The sequence below is a fragment of the Rhizobium freirei PRF 81 genome (assembly GCF_000359745.1).
In the GTDB taxonomy this organism is placed as follows: domain Bacteria; phylum Pseudomonadota; class Alphaproteobacteria; order Rhizobiales; family Rhizobiaceae; genus Rhizobium; species Rhizobium freirei.
Genome location: NZ_AQHN01000016.1, coordinates 74,857 through 92,156, shown reverse-complemented (window position 1 = coordinate 92,156; position 17,300 = coordinate 74,857). Strand labels below are relative to the sequence as shown.

15 protein-coding genes and 1 pseudogene are annotated in these 17,300 nt (G+C 62.2%); 13 read left to right on the top strand and 3 right to left on the bottom strand.

Features of this window, described 5'->3' with window-relative positions:
* Positions 1-129: 129 nt before the first annotated feature.
* Entirely contained in the window at positions 130-1,590 is a 1,461-nt protein-coding gene (locus RHSP_RS07000) for a multicopper oxidase family protein (protein WP_240535373.1), read from the top strand.
* 202 nt (positions 1,591-1,792) lie between these two features.
* Here RHSP_RS07000 and RHSP_RS06995 read toward each other — a convergent pair.
* Together RHSP_RS06995 and RHSP_RS06990 are read right to left on the bottom strand one after the other, a co-directional pair.
* Positions 1,793-2,191: pseudogene (locus RHSP_RS06995) on the bottom strand (SDR family oxidoreductase); the annotation flags it as partial.
* Between the two features lie 170 nt (positions 2,192-2,361).
* Positions 2,362-3,168 (bottom strand): class I SAM-dependent methyltransferase, encoded by an 807-nt coding sequence (locus RHSP_RS06990; RefSeq protein ID WP_004111308.1) that lies wholly within the window; start codon positions 3,166-3,168, stop codon positions 2,362-2,364.
* A gap of 128 nt (positions 3,169-3,296) precedes the next feature.
* Between RHSP_RS06990 and RHSP_RS06985 the strand changes: the two genes are divergently transcribed.
* Genes RHSP_RS06985 through RHSP_RS06975 form a run of 3 tightly spaced genes read left to right on the top strand, consistent with a single transcriptional unit; the run spans position 3,297 to position 6,217 of the window.
* Positions 3,297-4,403 carry an ABC transporter substrate-binding protein gene (locus RHSP_RS06985; protein WP_240535375.1) on the top strand — a complete coding sequence of 369 codons (1,107 nt, stop codon included), beginning with the start codon at positions 3,297-3,299 and terminating at the stop codon, positions 4,401-4,403.
* 3 nt (positions 4,404-4,406) lie between these two features.
* Positions 4,407-5,471 (top strand): FecCD family ABC transporter permease, encoded by a 1,065-nt coding sequence (locus RHSP_RS06980; protein WP_004111303.1) that lies wholly within the window; start codon positions 4,407-4,409, stop codon positions 5,469-5,471.
* Entirely contained in the window at positions 5,465-6,217 is a 753-nt protein-coding gene (locus tag RHSP_RS06975) for an ABC transporter ATP-binding protein (RefSeq protein WP_004111296.1), read from the top strand. The genes RHSP_RS06980 and RHSP_RS06975 overlap by 7 nt, the downstream gene beginning before the upstream one ends.
* 310 nt (positions 6,218-6,527) lie before the next feature.
* Here the strand turns inward: RHSP_RS06975 and RHSP_RS06970 are convergent, their stop codons facing one another.
* Entirely contained in the window at positions 6,528-7,415 is an 888-nt protein-coding gene (locus RHSP_RS06970) for a cation diffusion facilitator family transporter (protein WP_004111291.1), read from the bottom strand.
* A gap of 614 nt (positions 7,416-8,029) precedes the next feature.
* Here RHSP_RS06970 and RHSP_RS06965 point away from each other — a divergent pair.
* The 9 genes from RHSP_RS06965 (at position 8,030) to paaZ (ending at position 17,273) form a co-directional block, all read left to right on the top strand.
* Positions 8,030-8,917, top strand: a complete 888-nt coding sequence (locus RHSP_RS06965) for a PaaX family transcriptional regulator C-terminal domain-containing protein (protein WP_004111290.1) — start codon at positions 8,030-8,032, stop codon at positions 8,915-8,917.
* A 494-nt stretch (positions 8,918-9,411) separates the two neighbouring features.
* Positions 9,412-10,617 (top strand): 3-oxoadipyl-CoA thiolase, encoded by a 1,206-nt coding sequence (gene pcaF, locus RHSP_RS06960; RefSeq protein WP_037150162.1) that lies wholly within the window; start codon positions 9,412-9,414, stop codon positions 10,615-10,617.
* A 26-nt stretch (positions 10,618-10,643) separates the two neighbouring features.
* A complete protein-coding gene (paaA, locus tag RHSP_RS06955; protein ID WP_004111286.1) occupies positions 10,644-11,645 on the top strand; it encodes a 1,2-phenylacetyl-CoA epoxidase subunit PaaA in 1,002 nt (333 codons plus the stop codon).
* 38 nt (positions 11,646-11,683) lie between these two features.
* The gene (paaB, locus tag RHSP_RS06950) at positions 11,684-11,968 is read left to right on the top strand and encodes a 1,2-phenylacetyl-CoA epoxidase subunit PaaB (protein WP_004111284.1); all 285 of its coding nucleotides are present in this window, start codon (positions 11,684-11,686) and stop codon (positions 11,966-11,968) included.
* Entirely contained in the window at positions 11,968-12,747 is a 780-nt protein-coding gene (gene paaC, locus RHSP_RS06945) for a 1,2-phenylacetyl-CoA epoxidase subunit PaaC (protein ID WP_004111282.1), read from the top strand. Before paaB ends, paaC begins: the two co-directional genes overlap by 1 nt.
* A 13-nt stretch (positions 12,748-12,760) precedes the next feature.
* On the top strand, positions 12,761-13,276 hold the full coding sequence (paaD, locus tag RHSP_RS06940; RefSeq protein WP_004111281.1) for a 1,2-phenylacetyl-CoA epoxidase subunit PaaD: 516 nt from the start codon (positions 12,761-12,763) through the stop codon (positions 13,274-13,276).
* A gap of 30 nt (positions 13,277-13,306) precedes the next feature.
* The gene (gene paaE / locus RHSP_RS06935; protein WP_004111279.1) at positions 13,307-14,383 is read left to right on the top strand and encodes a 1,2-phenylacetyl-CoA epoxidase subunit PaaE; all 1,077 of its coding nucleotides are present in this window, start codon (positions 13,307-13,309) and stop codon (positions 14,381-14,383) included.
* 55 nt (positions 14,384-14,438) lie between these two features.
* The gene (locus RHSP_RS06930; protein ID WP_037150158.1) at positions 14,439-15,197 is read left to right on the top strand and encodes a Phenylacetic acid catabolic protein; all 759 of its coding nucleotides are present in this window, start codon (positions 14,439-14,441) and stop codon (positions 15,195-15,197) included.
* A gap of 18 nt (positions 15,198-15,215) precedes the next feature.
* Positions 15,216-17,273, top strand: coding sequence for a phenylacetic acid degradation bifunctional protein PaaZ (gene paaZ, locus RHSP_RS06925; RefSeq protein WP_004111274.1), 2,058 nt, complete (start codon positions 15,216-15,218; stop codon positions 17,271-17,273).
* Positions 17,274-17,300: the final 27 nt, after the last annotated feature.

Genomic DNA, 17,300 nt, shown 5'->3' with positions numbered 1-17,300 from the left:
AAATTCAAGACGGACTCGAGCAATCTCGTCGTCAGCAAGAGGAAACTATCGATGCACCGGCGGACTTTTCTAGCAAGCCTTGCAGGCCTGGCAATTGCCGGGCCCACTGCGGCCAAAATGAAACATGACATGAGCGGCCACGACATGGGCGCGATGAGCGGCCATGGCAATCGCAACATGCCGCAGGCCGGGGGCAAGCCCATTCTACCTGAGGGACTGCCGCTACGGGATCTGCCGCGCCTGGAGAATCAGTCCGATGTCGCGGGGACGTTCAAGGCAAAGCTGACCGCCGGACAAAGTACGGTACGGTTCGCAGACGGGCTCGATACGCCGGTGCTTGCCTATAACGGCGCCAATCCGGTGATCGAAGCACGCGAGGGCGACAGGATCGAGATTGCGTTCAGGAACGAGATTCCGAACGAGCCGACAACGGTCCATTGGCATGGCATGCCGGTTCCGGCCGACCAGGATGGCAATCCGGCCGACCCGGTGGCCTCTGATCGTGAGCGGGTATACGCATTCGATCTGCCGGAAGGCAGCAGCGCCTCCTACTGGTTCCACCCCCATCCGCATGGCTTGACCGCCAAGCAGGTCTATCGCGGCTTGGCCGGCATCTTCCTGGTTAAGCCAAAGGAAGATCCGATCCCGGCGGAATATGGCGACACGGTCCTGATGTTCACGGACTTGAGGCTTGCTGCGGACGGAACAATGCCGGACAGTTCGATGATGGATCTGATGAATGGACGGGTTGGCGACTATGTGCTCGTCAATGGCCAAAAGAATCCTGTCATGACCATGGCGCGCGGCGAGAAGCGCCGTCTGCGGCTCTTCAATGCGACGAACGCACGCTTTCTGCGCCTCAAGTTCGAGAATGCAAGCATGACCGTGATCGGCACGGACGGCGGGCTGATCGAGGTTCCGGTTGCCGCCGAGGAGCTGTTGCTGACGCCCGCCGAGCGCGTCGAACTCATCGTCTCCTTCGATCAGCCGGGGGCGGCGAAGCTGATAACGCTCGACTATGAGCGTGGATGGATGGGACCTGGCAAGCCGGACGAAGCCGCCATGACGCTTCTAACCGCCAATGTTTCAACGGAGACAGCGCCCCGCGTTTCGCCGTTGCCCGCAAAGCTGCGCTCTATTGCGCCACTTGGCGAGCCAACGATCACACGTCGCTTCGTGCTGACGGAAAGCATGGGCGGTATGAATCATGGCAATATGGCCCATAACGGCATGTCAATGTCTTCCGATATGGGGATGAAATTCCTGATCAACGGCGCCAGCTTCGACATGGAACGCGTGGACGAAGTCTCGAAAGTGGGGCAGGTCGAACTGTGGGAAATCGCCAACCAGGCCGACATGGACCATCCATTCCATGTGCACGGCACGCAGTTTCAGGTTGTCGAGCATGAGAAAGATGGCATGGTTACCAAACCCGCCTACCGGGCCTGGAAGGACACCGTGAACGTTACAGCCGGCGAAACAGTCCGATTCCTGCTGCGCCAGGATCTGCCCGGCCTCCGTATGTATCATTGCCACATCCTTGAGCACGAGGAGCTCGGCATGATGGGCGTGCTCGACGTTCGAGCCTAGCCTCGATACCGTGTGACAAAGGGCGATGGCACCATCGCATGATGAGGGCTCTCTATCTGCTCGCGATGGTGCCTCACGGCAACGTTTGCAGGCTTGAAAGTCTCACGACGTTTTGACGTGCCGCTTCGCTGCCGCCATATTCGTTGTCCTAAGCGTCGCGTCCTCGGCGACGCAGCGAAGCGCGCCGCCCTCGTTCAAAAAGTCACTGATGCTGCAGCACGCTCAGGCTCCCATCGACCGTCAGGCAGGTGGCATTCATGAAGAGGCACTCATCCGAGATCATGAAGACTGCGGCAAGTGCAGTCTCCCGTGGCGCGGCAATGCGCCCGCCCGGATGCAGCTTCATGGTCTCCGTCTTTGTTTTCTCCGGATCGGGAAAGCCGTTCCAATAGTAGACGACCTTCTGGCTCTCCCGATAGCCGGGCGCCAGAGCGTTCACGCGCACATTCTTTGCCGCATGTTCGATCCCCAGTGACTTGGTCATGCCAAGGAGGGCGTTCTTGGCGAGCGGATAGGCGAAGGCATGCGTCGAGGCGATGCTGAGGATAACTCCGCCACCCTGGGCAATCATGTCAGGGAGAACTGATCGGCAGCAATTCCAGCGCCTTGAGGTTAGACGCTCGCACTCGGAGCGCGCAGGCTCGTGGACATTCTGGTGTGAGCGCCGCTCAGCCTCGGTGTTTGCAGGGAGTGATCCCGCTCGACGTACGCTGCTATCTGGGGTCGATGAGGTGATAGATGACGCGACCGCCGGGGTGATCAAGGGAATTTCTATGGATCACGCCGCTTTTCAGCGACGATGGCGTAGCGGTGCTGGAGGCCGCGCGCGACGGCTTTGAGGAAGCCAAAATTTGCCGCTTGCGCCTTATGGATGCGTCGCAGGTCGGTGTCGATCGTCACTGGGGAAAAGCCGGTCCGCTCAAGCAGGCGTGCAATGGCATCGGCCCGGGCGCCCCGCGAGAAATAAACGCGCGAGAGGATGCTCTCATGTATGCCGGCCATCGCCGAGGGCGCATGAGGTGCCCCTGCTTTGACGAGATTATATCTTTCGAGAAACGTGGCCGCCCGTTTCACCAAGCGTTCGGCGAAACTCGCGTTGACGAAATCGCCATCGATGATCAGCAGTTTGCCACCCGGCTTCAGGACGCGCAGCCATTCGCGAAAGCATGCTTGCGGATCGACCAGCGTCCAGACAAGGTGCCGCGTCACGACCACATCGTAGGCGCTATCCGCCTCGAGCATGTTTTCCGCATCGCCGAGATGAAAGCGCATGATGCGTCCGCGGGAAGCTGCCTTGGCGCGTGCCCGTTCCAGCATGGCTTCCGACCAGTCGATACCCGTCACGTGGTAACCGAGGTCGTCCATCAGGTGCGAAATCACGCCTGTTCCGCTTGCGAGGTCGAGCGCCTTGCGGCCGTTGCCAGGTCCGAGGTGTTTCCTGATCAGGTCGTGCCAGGCGGCTCGTTCGTCCTCGGAGAAGATTTCGTGGCCCGGCGACAGGTCGAACGTTTCGGCGCGGGCGGACCAATAGGCCTTGATTTCCTCGCGCAGGTTGAAATTGGCGCCGGCGGTCTGCATGTCCCGTTCCTCATTTTCAGCTTCGAACGCTTCTAAAAGATAAAACTTGACGATGGAAGTCATGAAATAATAAGTCGCAGGGAGTTTCCACTGGAGATTCATCCATGCGCTTTCCCGGCCGATCGGCGATGTTCGCCTTTGGCGTTCTCGCATCCACCGTGCTTCCGGCAATGGCCGATCCCGTCACCGTGAAGGACGTGACTGGCCGTGACGTCGAAGTGAACGTGCCGGTCAAGCACGTCATCCTCGGCGAAGGGCGTCAGATCTACTTCCTCGCCGCACTCGACAAGGAAAACCCGTTCCAACACGTCGTCGGCTGGCGCGACGACCTGGCGAAGGCCGACCCGGAATCTTACGCCGCCTATCTCGCGAAATATCCTGGTATCGCGAAACTGCCGACCTTCGGCGGGATGAAGGACGGTACGTTCGATATCGAGCAGGCGGTTTCGCTGAAGCCGGACGTCATCTTGATGAACATCGACGCCAAGACGGCGACGGAAGAGGCCGGCTATATCGAAAAGCTCGCCAAGGCCGGCATCCCGCTGGTCTATGTCGATTTCCGCGAAAGGCCCATGGAGAACACCGAGCCGAGCATGCGCCTCATGGGCAAGCTGATGGGCAAGGAACAGGTGGCGGAAGATTTCATCACGTTCCGCTCCGACGCCATCAAGCAGGTAACCGACGTTCTCGAAAAGGCGAATCCGAAAAAGCCTGTCGTCTTCGTCGAGCGCGCAGGGGGCTATTCGGACGATTGCTGCATGTCCTTCGGAAACGAGAATTTCGGGAAGATGGTCGAGCTTGCCGGCGGCATCAACATGGCCAGGAAGATCATCCCCGGCACCTTCGGCACGGTGAATCCGGAGCAGATCATCGCGTCCAATCCCGACCAGGTCATCGTCACCGGCGGCATGTGGGAAGCCTATGTGCCTGGCGGCGACTGGGTCGGCGTCGGTTATGGCGCCGATCTTGCGGAAGCCCACCGCAAGCTCGACAAGCTGACGAAGCGGCCCGCCTTCACGGGCGTCAAGGCGGTCAGAAACGGCGATGTGCACGGCATCTGGCACCAGTTTTACAACAGCCCGTACCAATTCGTTGCCATCCAGCAGATCGCCAAGTGGCTACATCCGGATCTGTTCGCCGATCTCGATCCGGATGCCACCTTCAGGGCGCTCTACGCCCGCTTCCTGCCGCTCGATTACAAGCCGGGATATTTCGTCTCGCTGAAGGGTGAATAGGCTATGGCCGCTTCGCTGATCGAAACCGGGGCTACGGGGCGCGAGCAATATCGCGCCCTTGCCTTCCGGCGCATCCTTATCCTTTCAGCGCTGGCGGTGGCGCTAGCCGGCAGCGTTGCGGCAGACATGGCGCTGGGACCGGCGAATTATCGCCTTTCCGAAGTGCTCTCCACGCTGTTTTCGCCAGAGGCGGCGGGCGACCAGCTTCGCGTCGTCATCTGGGAGATCCGTATGCCGATCGCGCTGATGGCGGTGACGGTCGGAGCATCGCTTTCGGTTGCCGGCGCGCAGATGCAGACGATCCTGTCGAACCCGCTCGCCAGCCCCTTCACGCTCGGCATATCGGCCGCAGCAAGTTTCGGTGCGGCGTTGGGGCTCGTCGGCGGCGTCGCGCTCTTTCCGGGCGCGGTGCAATATATGGTGCCGGTCAATGCCTTCTTGATGGCGATGGTGGCCGCCCTGTTCATCCATTTTGCGTCGGCGCTGCGTGGTGTGACGGTGGAAACCATCGTGCTGCTTGGCATTGCGCTGGTTTTCACTTTCAATGCGGCCCTGTCGCTGCTCGAATACCTCGCTTCCGAACAGGCGCTTGCCGCCGTCGTTTTCTGGACCATGGGGAGCCTGACCAAGGCGACCTGGAATAAGGTCCTCGTCACCGCCACCATCTTGATCGTCACTCTGCCGCTCTTCATGCGAAATGCCTGGGCGCTTACCGCCCTCAGGCTCGGTGACGACAAGGCGGCGAGCATGGGCGTCGATGTACGGCGCCTTCGCCTGCACACGATGCTCCTCGTCAGCCTGCTTGCAGCCATTCCCGTCTCTTTCGTCGGCACGATCGGCTTCGTCGGATTGGTCGGTCCGCATGTCGCGCGCATGGTGGTGGGAGAGGACCAGCGCTTCTTCCTGCCCGGCGCGGTGCTCTGCGGTGCTTTACTCCTGTCGGCAACCTCTGTGGTCAGCAAGGTGCTGATCCCCGGCGCCATCTTGCCGATCGGCGTGATCACTGCGCTTGTCGGCGTTCCGTTCTTCTTCGTCCTGATCTTTTCCAACAGGAGGCGGGCATGGTGAGCCTGAAACTGAGGGGCCTCGGTGCCAGTTACGGCCGCACCACGGTCCTTTCCAAAGTCGCTGTCGAGCTGCTTGCGCCCGGCACCACCACGGCCATCATCGGCCCGAATGCGGCTGGTAAATCCACGCTCTTCAAGCGAATAGCCGGCCTGATCTCCGGCCCCGGCACGGTGGTGCTTTCCGATGCCACGCGCGGCGAGCGGTCGATCTGCTACATGCCGCAGGATACCGGCGCCAATGCCGTGCTCACTGTCTACGAATCCCTGCTTCTGTCGGCAAAACAGGGCGGCGGATGGCGGGTAAAGGACGAGGAGCTTTTCGAGATCGACTCCATCCTGAAGGCGCTGCGGATCGAAAACCTGGCCTTTCGCGGGCTCGATGCACTCTCCGGTGGCCAGCGGCAGCTCGTATCGCTCGGCCAGGCGCTGGTGCGCCGGCCGGAAGTGCTGCTGATGGACGAACCGACCTCGGCGCTCGACCTGCACCGGCAGATCGACGTGCTGGAGTTCGTCGCGGATTTGGCCAGCCGCAGCGGCATGATCGTGCTAATCGCCCTGCATGATCTCAATCACGCGCTGCGCTACTGCGCCAATACCATCGTCATCGCCAATGGCGAAATGGCATCGAGCGGGCCGACGACCGAGGTCATCACGCCGTCGATGCTGCGCGACATCTATCACATCGACGCCCGCATCGAAGCCTGCTCGCGCGGCCGGCCGATGGTAATCGTAGACGGCGCGCTTTGAACGGGTGGCTTCAGCCCCGGCGATTTAGAGCAATTCCGGCAGAAGCGCGAAGCGGTCTTGCGTTAGGAATTGCGTGAAAACAAAGAGATACGGCATTTCCGCGACTCCGTTTAAAACGGAAATGCTCGAGCCCGGCTGGTGTTGAAGGACGCTCGGTGACGACCGGTCTTCGGCGCAGCCAAGCGCAACCTGCCGATCCACCCTGTCACGAAACAGGACGCTGGCGAACGGCCGTCAATCGGATTTGATATCGAATTGGACGGCGGGATGAGCCCGCTCGCAGCAAGCATTCCTTGAAGAGGAGCCTGCTTCAGACCACAATGATTCCCTTGTGCTTGGCCTTGTATTCGGGCTCGACATGGATGGTGATTATCGCCCCGGAGATCGCGTTGCGCAGCGCTTCCTCGACCTTGTCGCAGATGTCGTGAGAACGTCCGACAGTCATTTCGGCGGAGACGACGAGATGAAAGTCGATGAAGGTCACTTTTCCTGCGTGCCGCGTCCTCAGGGCATGCGCCTCGATGGCATCCTCTGCATTCAGCGAGATGATTTCCCTGATTTGAGCCAGCTCCTCGGCGGGAGCCGCCTGGTCCAACAGGCTGCTGGCGCTCTCCTTGAGAACACCCCAGCCGCTCCAAAGGACATGGACCGCCACGAGTGCTGCAATTGCCGAGTCAAGTTGCGTTATGCCCGTCAGGAGGACCAGAACGACACCGATCACAACGCCGACAGACGTGACGACGTCCGCCATAAGGTGCTTGCCGTCGGCGACGAGTGAAGCGGAACGGTGGATGCGCCCCTGCCTGATCAGGAAACCTGCCCATGCTACATTGATGATCGTCGCAACCGAATTGACGGCGAGACCGGTCCAGCCGGCGTCGATTGGTTTCGGGTGCAGGAAGCCCGCATAGGCCTCGTTCATGATCGCAAGAGCTGCGGCGACAATCAGAGAGCCCACAAGCACTGCCGAGAGATATTCGGCCTTGTGATGGCCGTAGGGATGCTCTTCGTCTGGCGGCTGAGACGCAATCTTCACGGATACGATCACCGCGACCGCCGACACGACGTTGATGATGCTCTCGAGGGCATCCGATAGCAGGGCGATACTTCCTGTTACCCAATAGGCTGCGTATTTGATCGCCAGAACCGCAAGGCTGACGACGAAACTCCCCAAGGCAATTTTAAAAGAACGTTCCATGTCGGCCTTGTTCCCGTTATCCGTCGGTGATCCAGTCTTCCGCGAGGCCATCCTCGCCCCCTGAAATCGAAATTGGCAGAGCGGCAAGTGCTGCAATTTTGACAATCGCAAAACGACGCGTGCTCTGTTGAATTGCTCGAGTATCAGCCAGATGCTTCATAAAGGATGGAGCGAACATGCATGACGCCCGCAACCGCCTCGGCGCTGTTGCCGAAGCGTTTCCCGATGGTGGCAGCAGGTAGTGCATCGTCTCGACGGAGTCAACCTGTGCGGTGAAAAGACGCTGCAAAATTACCGTTATATAACAATAATTTGTCGGAATTTTTGCAATTGCAAATGCACATGCAAATCAGTCGCAAAAACTGCCTGTTCACCACCTCCTTCCGGCACGATTTCCGAGACTTTTCATTCCTCTCCTTTTCCCTCCGGTCGGCGCCGGCGACCACGACGCGGGTTGGTTCGGAAGGTGATCATTGTCGGTAACCACTTCGATGTAGCCGAGAGTGGAATGGTGAGAGGAGCGCGCGCTGCGGTCCCTGGCTCACGACGGCGCTGGACGACCGGGAGAAGTGTGCTATGCGGAAGGCGGAGGGCAGGACGAAAGGACGAGCACGATGACGGTCGAGGCGGCGAAGGAAGGCATCCGCGAACTCGTAAAGCGGATTGTCGTCGAGCGGCCGCCGACGGCAGCGAGCTTCATCGTCACCATCTACGGCGACATCGTCGAGCCGCGCGGCGGCGTGGTCTGGATCGGCAACCTCATCGAGACGTGTGCCGGTGTCGGCATTAGCGAGACGCTGGTGCGTACTGCCGTGTCGCGCCTTGTCTCGTCCGGCCAGCTGCTCGGCGAGCGCGAAGGGCGGCGGAGCTATTATCGTCTTTCGCCTGCCGCCCGTACGGAATTCAGCGCCGCCGCCGAAGTGCTCTTCAGGCACGAGCAGGCCGAAGATTGGCAGTTTGTGCGCCTGGCGGGCGTCAACGTCGAAGAAGAAATGCAGGCGCTGGAGCGCGCGGGAATGGCACGCCTCGGGCCAAGGCTTGCGGTCGGGCCGAGGCGGCCGCTGCCGGGTGCCGTCCCGGCGCTCGTCTTTCGTGCTGATGTGGCGGAGGGGGAGCTTGCCGCGTTCGTCGCGGATCAATGGGATCTCGCCCCGCATGCGGAGGCCTATCGCGCTTTCCTTTCGCGTTTCACGCCTTTCGCCGAAACTTTAGCCGTCGGCCCGCCCGCCGACGCCGAGACCGCCCTTTCAGCGCGGCTCTTGCTCGTGCACCAGTTCCGTGCCATCGCGCTCCGCGATCCCCGGCTTCCGGCCGCTGCGCTGCCCGCGGATTGGCCGGGCAATGCAGCGCGACGCCTCTTTGCCGAACTTTATCTCGCGCTATCTCCTGCTGCCGGCCGGCATGTTGCCCGCCAATTCGTCACCGCCTCCGGACCGCTCGCCGAAGAAAGCGATGAGACGCGGCGCAGGGCCGAGATGCTTGGGTTACGAGCCTCAATCTAGAGCATTTCCAGGAAAAGTGCGCAGCGGTTTTCCGTCCGGAATGCGCAAGAAAACAAGAGGATAGAGCGTTTCCGCGATTCAAAGAAAAGCGGAAACTCTAGGTCGCCGATTGTCTTGCTCACGGGCCGGAAGGGGCTAGTTCGAAGCGCGGCTCAGCGGCCTTAAGAGCAGCGTGAGCACGTGGCCAATTATCAATCACCGTTGCAAGGCAGGCTCCGCTTACCTGTTCTTGGGCTACATTATTTGCTTTCGGAAAATCTCCAAAAAAGCGAGTCGTATGCTGGCAGATCGTCTCGCATCCGTTTGGTCATTTTCGACTGAAGATCGCTCGCAGAGAGCCTCTGTGCTAGAATTGAAATATAGCCACCCTGCAAAACATTACATGAAATTCAAAAAATAGCGTTGCACTGTGATGTTTCTGGTGGTAAATATATGACCGATCGGTCGGTTAATTTATTTTCGACCGGATGCGGCGATGCAGTGGGAGGAAATGCATGTCCGAAGCTTTCATCTGCGATGCGGTGAGAACGCCGATCGGCCGTTATGGCGGAGCGCTCTCTTCGGTGCGCGCCGACGATCTGGCCGCCGTCCCGCTCGCTCATCTCGTCAAGCGCAATTCGGACGTCGACTGGGCGAAGGTCGAGGATGTCGTCTACGGCTGCGCCAACCAGGCCGGCGAGGACAATCGCAATGTCGCACGCATGGCGGTTCTGCTGTCCGGCATGCCGGTCTCGATCCCGGGCACCACCGTCAATCGCCTCTGCGGCTCCGGTATGGATGCTGTCGGCACGGCGGCGCGTGCCATTCGCGCCGGCGACTGCGACCTGATGATTGCGGGTGGCGTCGAAAGCATGAGCCGCGCTCCTTTTGTCATGCCGAAGGCCGAGAGTGCCTTCTCGCGCAGTAGTGCCGTCTACGACACTACCATCGGCTGGCGCTTCGTTAATCCGAAGATGAAGCGCGAATTCGGTGTCGATTCCATGCCGGAAACCGCCGACAATGTCGCTGCTGACTTCCGTGTTTCGCGCGCCGACCAGGACGCCTTTGCCGCTCGCAGCCAGGCGCGCTGGGCTGCCGCCGATGCCGCCGGGCTGTTTAACGACGAGATCGTGCCGGTCAGCGTGCCGCAGACGAAGGGCGAGGCGATCCTTGTCTCCCGCGACGAACATCCGCGTCCCGGTACCACGGTCGAGCAGCTTTCGAAACTCAGGGGCGTCAACGATCCCGATCTTTCGGTCACCGCCGGCAATGCTTCGGGCGTCAATGATGGTTCGGCCGCTCTCCTGCTTGCAAATGCGGATGCAGCCGGTAAGCATGGTCTGACGCCGAAGGCACGCGTGGTCGCGATGGCTGCCGCCGGCGTCGAGCCGCGCATTATGGGCATAGGCCCGGCGCCTGCCGCCCGCCGCGTGCTGGAGCGCGCAGGGCTTACGATCGGCCAGATGGATCTCATCGAGTTGAACGAAGCCTTCGCTTCGCAGGCGCTCGCCACGTTGCGCGACCTCGGCCTGCCGGACGACGCGGCGCATGTGAACCCGAACGGCGGCGCCATCGCCATGGGGCACCCGCTCGGCATGAGCGGCGCGCGCCTCGTCACCGCTGCCACCTATCAGCTTCACCGCCAGGGCGGACGCTATGCGCTATGCACCATGTGCATCGGCGTCGGTCAGGGCATCGCCATCATTCTCGAGCGCGTCTGATCGCGCGAAAGCAGAAGGACAGAACCATGTACGCACAGATGGTGAAGACCGACACCGCCCGCGTCCGCAGCCTCGACGAGATGGACCCCGTTGAGCGCGCCTTCCAGGAGCGCATCGACGCCGGCCAGAAGATCGAGCCGAAGGAATGGATGCCGGAAGGCTACCGCAAGACGCTGGTGCGCCAGATCAGCCAGCACGCTCATTCCGAAATTGTCGGACAGCTGCCCGAAGGCAATTGGATCACGCGTGCTCCGACACTGGAAAGAAAGGCGATTCTGCTCGCCAAGGTACAGGATGAGGCGGGCCACGGCCTCTATCTCTACTGCGCCGCCGAAACGCTCGGCGTCAGCCGCGACGAGATGTATGGCCAGCTCCATTCCGGCAAGGCGAAATACTCCTCGATCTTCAATTATCCGACGCTCACCTGGGCGGATATCGGCGCGATCGGCTGGCTGGTCGACGGGGCGGCGATCATGAACCAGGTGCCGTTGCAGCGCTGCTCCTATGGCCCCTACGCGCGGGCCATGGTGCGCATCTGCAAGGAGGAAAGTTTTCACCAGCGCCAGGGTTTCGACATTCTGATGAAGATGGTGAAGGGCACGCCGCAGCAGAAGGCGATGGTCCAGGATGCGCTGAACCGCTGGTGGTGGCCGTCGCTGATGATGTTCGGTCCTTCCGACGGCGCTTCGGTCCATTCAGCCCAGTCGATGGCCTGGAAGATCAAGCAGAACTCCAATGACGAGCTGCGCCAGAAGTTCGTCGACCAGACCGTGCCGCAGGCGGAATATCTCGGTCTCTCCGTTCCCGATCCAGAGCTCAAATGGAATGAGAATAAGGGCGGCTATGACTTCGGCGAGCCGGACTGGAGCGAATTCTTCGACGTCATCGCCGGCAACGGCCCATGCAATGCCGAGCGGTTGAACGCCCGCAAGTCCGCCTGGGACGAGGGCGCCTGGTTTCGCGACGCGCTGGTCGCCCACGCCGAGAAGGCGGACGCGCGGCGTGCCGCCCGGATGCCGGCGGAATAAGCGGCAGGCAGTCACAGTTTCAAGGGAGAGATTTATTCATGTCGAGCGAATGGCCCCTCTGGGAAGTTTTCATCCGCGGCCAGCACGGCCTCAACCACCGCCACGTCGGCAGCCTGCACGCGCCGGATGCCGAAATGGCCATCAACAATGCCCGCGACGTTTATGTCCGCCGCAATGAGGGCGTCAGCATCTGGGTCGTGCGCTCTTCGGATATCGCCGCCAGCGCGCCGTCGGACAAGGGCCCGCTGTTCGAGCCGTCGAACTCCAAGGTCTACCGTCATCCGACCTTCTTCGACATTCCAGACGAAGTGGGGCACATGTGATGGCGACCGCGACCGACACGACCGTCGACAAGGCGGTACTCACCGAGTTCCTGACGAGAGTGGGAGACAACGCCCTCATCCTCGGTCACCGCGTCTCCGAATGGTGCGGGCACGGGCCGGCGCTGGAGGAGGATATCGCGCTCGCCAACGTAGCGCTTGACCTGATCGGCCAGACGCAGCTTTGGCTCGGCCTTGCTGCAGAAATTGAAGGCAAGGGCCGGAGCGCCGACGATCTCGCCTTCCTGCGCGACGGCTTCGACTTCCGCAATCTGCTGCTCGTCGAGCGCCCGAACGGTGACATCGGCCAGACGCTGATGCGTCAGTTCCTGTTCGACGCCTGGCACCTGCAGATGTTGAATGCCCTCAAGGGCTCGACCGACCGGCGCATCGCGGAGATCGCCGAAAAGGCCTCGAAAGAGGTGGCCTACCATCTGGAGCGCAGCCGTGACCTGGTGATCCGCCTCGGCGACGGCACCGACGAAAGCCACCACCGCATGCAGGCAGCCCTCGACGGGCTGTGGGCTTACACGGGCGAAATGTTCGTCGGCGACGCGGGCGATGCCGCCCTTGCGGCGGCGGGTGTTGCGCCGCATCCGGAAAGCCTGAAGGCCGGCTGGGACGAAATCGTTGCCGAGGCGCTTGCGGAAGCCACGCTGAAGAAGCCGGCCGACGGCTACATGCACAAGGGCGGCAAGCGCGGCGTCCACTCCGAGCATCTGGGTTTCATCCTCACCGAGATGCAGTTCCTGCAACGCGCCTATCCCGGCGCGACCTGGTAAGGGAGGGAGGATCATGGCGCAGCCTTCGACTGAAACCGTATGGCAATGGCTGGCCGAGGTCCCCGACCCGGAGATCCCGGTCATTTCGCTCACCGATCTCGGTATCATCCGCAACGTGCGGTGGGATGACGGGACGCTTGTGGTGACGGTGACGCCGACCTATTCGGGCTGTCCGGCGACCGCCATCATCAACCTCGACATCGAGGCAGCGCTTGCCGCGCGCGGCGTGGCCAAGGTCCGGCTCGAACGGCAATTGTCGCCCGCCTGGACCACCGACTGGATCAGCGCAGAGGGCCGCGACAAGCTCAAGGTCTACGGGATTGCCCCGCCGGTCGACGGCACCGCCGCCGACGGGACCCTGATGAAGCGTGTCGACCGGCTCACCGGCCGCTCGAACCTGACGATCGAATGTCCGCGCTGCGGTTCGACGCGGACGGAGAAAATCAGCCAGTTCGGATCGACGCCGTGCAAAGCGAGCTATCGCTGCGCGGAGTGTCTGGAACCCTTTGACTATTTCAAGTGCATCTGAGCGATGCCGCAATAAGTGAGGCCCCAAATCGTGGCACGTTTCCATTCTCTTCAAGTCGCCGATGTCCGCCGTGAGACCCGTGACGCCGTGGTGGTGACCCTTGTTCCGAGCGAGGAGGACCGCGCCCTCTTCGACTTCACGCAAGGCCAGTACCTCACCTTTCGCCGCGCCTTCGACGGCGAGGAGCTGCGCCGCTCCTATTCGATCTGCGCCGGTCGCGACGAAGGCTTCCTGCGCGTCGGCATCAAGCGCGTCGACGGCGGCTGCTTCTCCACCTGGGCGAACGAAGAGCTGAAGACCGGCGACACGCTGGAGGCGATGCCACCAATGGGCGCCTTCTTCACCGCGCTGGAGCCGGAGAAGGCAAAGCACTATCTCGGCTTTGCCGGCGGCAGCGGCATTACGCCGGTGCTCTCGATTATCAAGACCGTGCTCGCCCGCGAACCGCGCTCGCGCTTCACCCTCGTCTATGCCAACCGCCAGATCAGCTCGATCATGTTCCGCGAAGAGTTGGATGATCTGAAGAACATTTATCTCGGACGCTTCTCAATCATCCATGTGCTTGAAAGCGAAGCGCAGGATATCGACCTCTTCACGGGCCGTATCGATGCCGAAAAATGCGAAGGCCTCTTCTCGCACTGGATTGACCTGAAGGCCGTCGATACCGCCTTCATCTGCGGCCCCGAGCCGATGATGCTGGCGATTGCGGCGGCGCTCCGCGACCACGGCCTTTCCGACGGGCAGATCAAGTTCGAGCTGTTCGCGTCTTCTCAACCCGGCAGGGCGCGGCGCAAGGCCGAAAGCGCCGCCGGCGCCGACCGCGATGCAACATGCCAGGCGACCGTTACCCTCGACGGCGCGACCCGCAGCTTTACCTTTCCGAAGCACGGTCAAAGCCTGCTGGACGCCGCGCTCGAAAACTCGATGGACGCGCCCTACGCCTGCAAGGCTGGCGTCTGCTCCACCTGTCGCGCCAAGGTGCTGGAAGGCGAGGTGGAAATGGAGGTCAACCATGCGCTCGAGGATTACGAGGTCCGCCAGGGCTATGTGCTCACCTGCCAGTGCTACCCGCTGACCGATCGCGTCGCGGTGAGCTACGACCAGTAAGTACGTCCTCTTCTTCCGGCTGCGAGGAAGGGAAGAGAGAATTGGGAGAGATGCAATGTCCGATGATGTCATGCCGATCGAAGACTATCTGGCGCAAGGAGGCATGCTGACTTCGCCCGATAACGTGCCGCCGCGCTATCGCGGCGAGCTCTTGAGGCTGATGGCGAGCTTCGTCGACAGCGAGCTTGCGGGTGCCGCCGGCTTTGCCGACATCATCAATGCTGCGCCGGGCATCAAGGAGCGCATTTCGGCCGCCCGCATCGTGCTGGAAAAGACCGATCATGCCGGCCGGGTGCTGGAGGTGATGGGTTCCTTCGGCGTCGATACGCGCCGCTACGCCAACCATCATCCATGGGCAGCGCGCATCGCCCGCGACGCCGACATCGGCGCGGCGCGGCGCGAAGGCGACATGCGGCTTTCCGTCTTCCACTATCCGCTCGCCGGCTGGGTGGACGCCGTGGTCATGAACCTGTTGATGGGCAAGGCCTCCGTCATCCAGCTCAACGAGTTGTCGCGCGTCTCCTATCAGCCGCTCGCCGACGTCTTCCGCATCATCCTGCCGCGCGAGGCGCGCCATACGGAACTGGCGCTCGCCGGCCTGGAGCGCATTGCGGAAACTCCTGAAGGCCGCGCCGAAATCGCTGCTTCGCTCGCCTACTGGCGCCCGCGTGTCGCGGCAAGCTTCGGTCTGGCCGGCTCGGTCCGCTACGAGACCCTCTCCCGTTTCGGCCTGCGTCATACGCCCAACGAGACATTGCTTGCGCAGTGGGAAGGCGCGGTCGAAAGCGCGCTTTCCGGCCTGCCGCTGAACTGACATAGGAAGGACCACGAGATGACCATCAACGTACAGGCGCCACGTCGGCTCGAAAGCTATGTCTGCGGTAGCTGGGCGGCCGGCGCGAAGGAAGGCGTGCCGCTGCTCGACGCGGCGACCGGCGCCCCGGTCGCGCTGATCGATTCCACCGGCCTCGACTTCAAGGCGGCGCTCGCCTACGGCCGCGACAAGGCGGGAGCCGCGCTCCGCCGCATGTCCTTCCACGAGCGCGCTGCCATGCTGAAGGCCCTCGGCCTGGCGCTCATGGAGCAAAAGGAGGAATTCTACACGCTGTCCTATGCGACAGGCGCCACCCGCGCCGACAGCTGGATCGACATCGAGGGTGGCATCGGCACGCTGCTTTCCTATGCCTCCAAGGCCCGGCGCGAGCTGCCGAACACTCGCGTGCTGACAGACGGCGAGGTGGAGCTGCTGTCCAAGGACAACAGCTTTTCCGCCCAGCACATCCTCACGCCGCTCGAAGGCGTCGCCGTCCACATCAACGCCTTCAACTTCCCCTGCTGGGGTATGCTCGAAAAGATCGCACCGACGCTGATCGCCGGCCTGCCGGCGATCGTCAAACCCGCCAGCCAGACCGCTTACCTCACGGAATTGATGGTCAGGCGGATGGTCGGGACAGGCATCTTGCCGGAAGGCGCTGTACAGCTCATCTGCGGCTCTGTCGGCGATCTGCTCGACCATGTCGGCGATCAGGACGTCGTCACCTTCACCGGCTCGGCTGCGACCGGCCGGCGGCTGAAGACCCATCCGGCGATCGTCGCAAATTCCGTCCGCTTTACCATGGAAGCCGACAGTCTCAACGCTGCCGTACTCGGTCTCGACGCAGCGCCCGGCACGGAGGAGTTCGACCTCTTCGTCAAGGAGGTCGCCCGCGAAATGACTGCGAAGGCCGGGCAGAAGTGCACCGCCATCCGGCGAGTGATCGCGCCGCGCCGCTATACCGACGCGCTGGTCGCAGCACTTGGCGAGCGGCTTGCCAAGACTGCGCTCGGCAACCCTGCCGAAGAAGGTGTGCGCATGGGCCCGCTCGCCAGTCTCGACCAGCGCGAGGAAGTGCGCGCCCGCATTCGCGACCTGTCCGCCGACGCCGAGATCGTCGCAGGCGATCCCGGCAATCCGCGTGTCGTCTCCGGCGATGCGGAAGCCGGCGCCTTCCTCAATCCAGTGCTGCTCTATTGCGACAAGCCCGCCTCGGCGCGCGCCGTCCACGATGTCGAGGCTTTCGGCCCGGTCAGCACCGTCATGCCGTACGACACGGTGGAAGAGGCCGTCGAACTTGCCAAGCGCGGCAAGGGAAGCCTCGTTGCCTCGGTCTTCACCAACGATCCGCGTTTTGCCGAGGACGTCGTCATCGGCATGTCGCCGTTCCATGGTCGCGTGCTGATCGGCAACCGCGTCAGCGCCAAAACTTCGACCGGTCACGGCTCGCCGCTGCCGGGTCTCGTCCATGGCGGTCCGGGCCGCGCCGGTGGTGGCGAGGAACTCGGCGGCATGCGCAGCGTCAAGCACTACATGCAGCGCACGGCCGTCCAGGGCGCGCCCGCTCTGCTTTCCGCCGTAACCGGCCGCTGGATGGCTGGCGCGCCGGCCAACACCCACGGCGAGCACCCCTTCCGCAAATCACTCGCCGAACTCAAGATCGGCGACCAGTTGGAGACGGCCGGGCGCACGGTGACGCTCGAAGATATCGAGCATTTCGCCCATTTCACCGGCGACACCTTCTACGCCCATATGGACGAGGCGGCGGCCCGCGCCAATCCCTTCTTCGACGGACGTGTGGCGCACGGCTACCTCATCGCCTCTTTCGCCGCCGGCCTCTTCGTCGATCCGGCGCCAGGCCCCGTACTCGCCAATTATGGCGTCGACAGTCTGCGTTTCCTCACTCCGGTCTATCCGGGCGATACGCTGAAGGTGCGGCTCACGGCAAAAGAGATCAACCCGCGCGAAAATGCCGACCACGGCGAGGTGCGCTGGGATTGCCGCGTCAGCAACCAGAAGGACGAGACTGTGGCGCAGTACGATGTGCTGACCATGGTGGCGAAGACCCGAACGTGAAAACATCAACGGCTCGCCGGCCGCGCC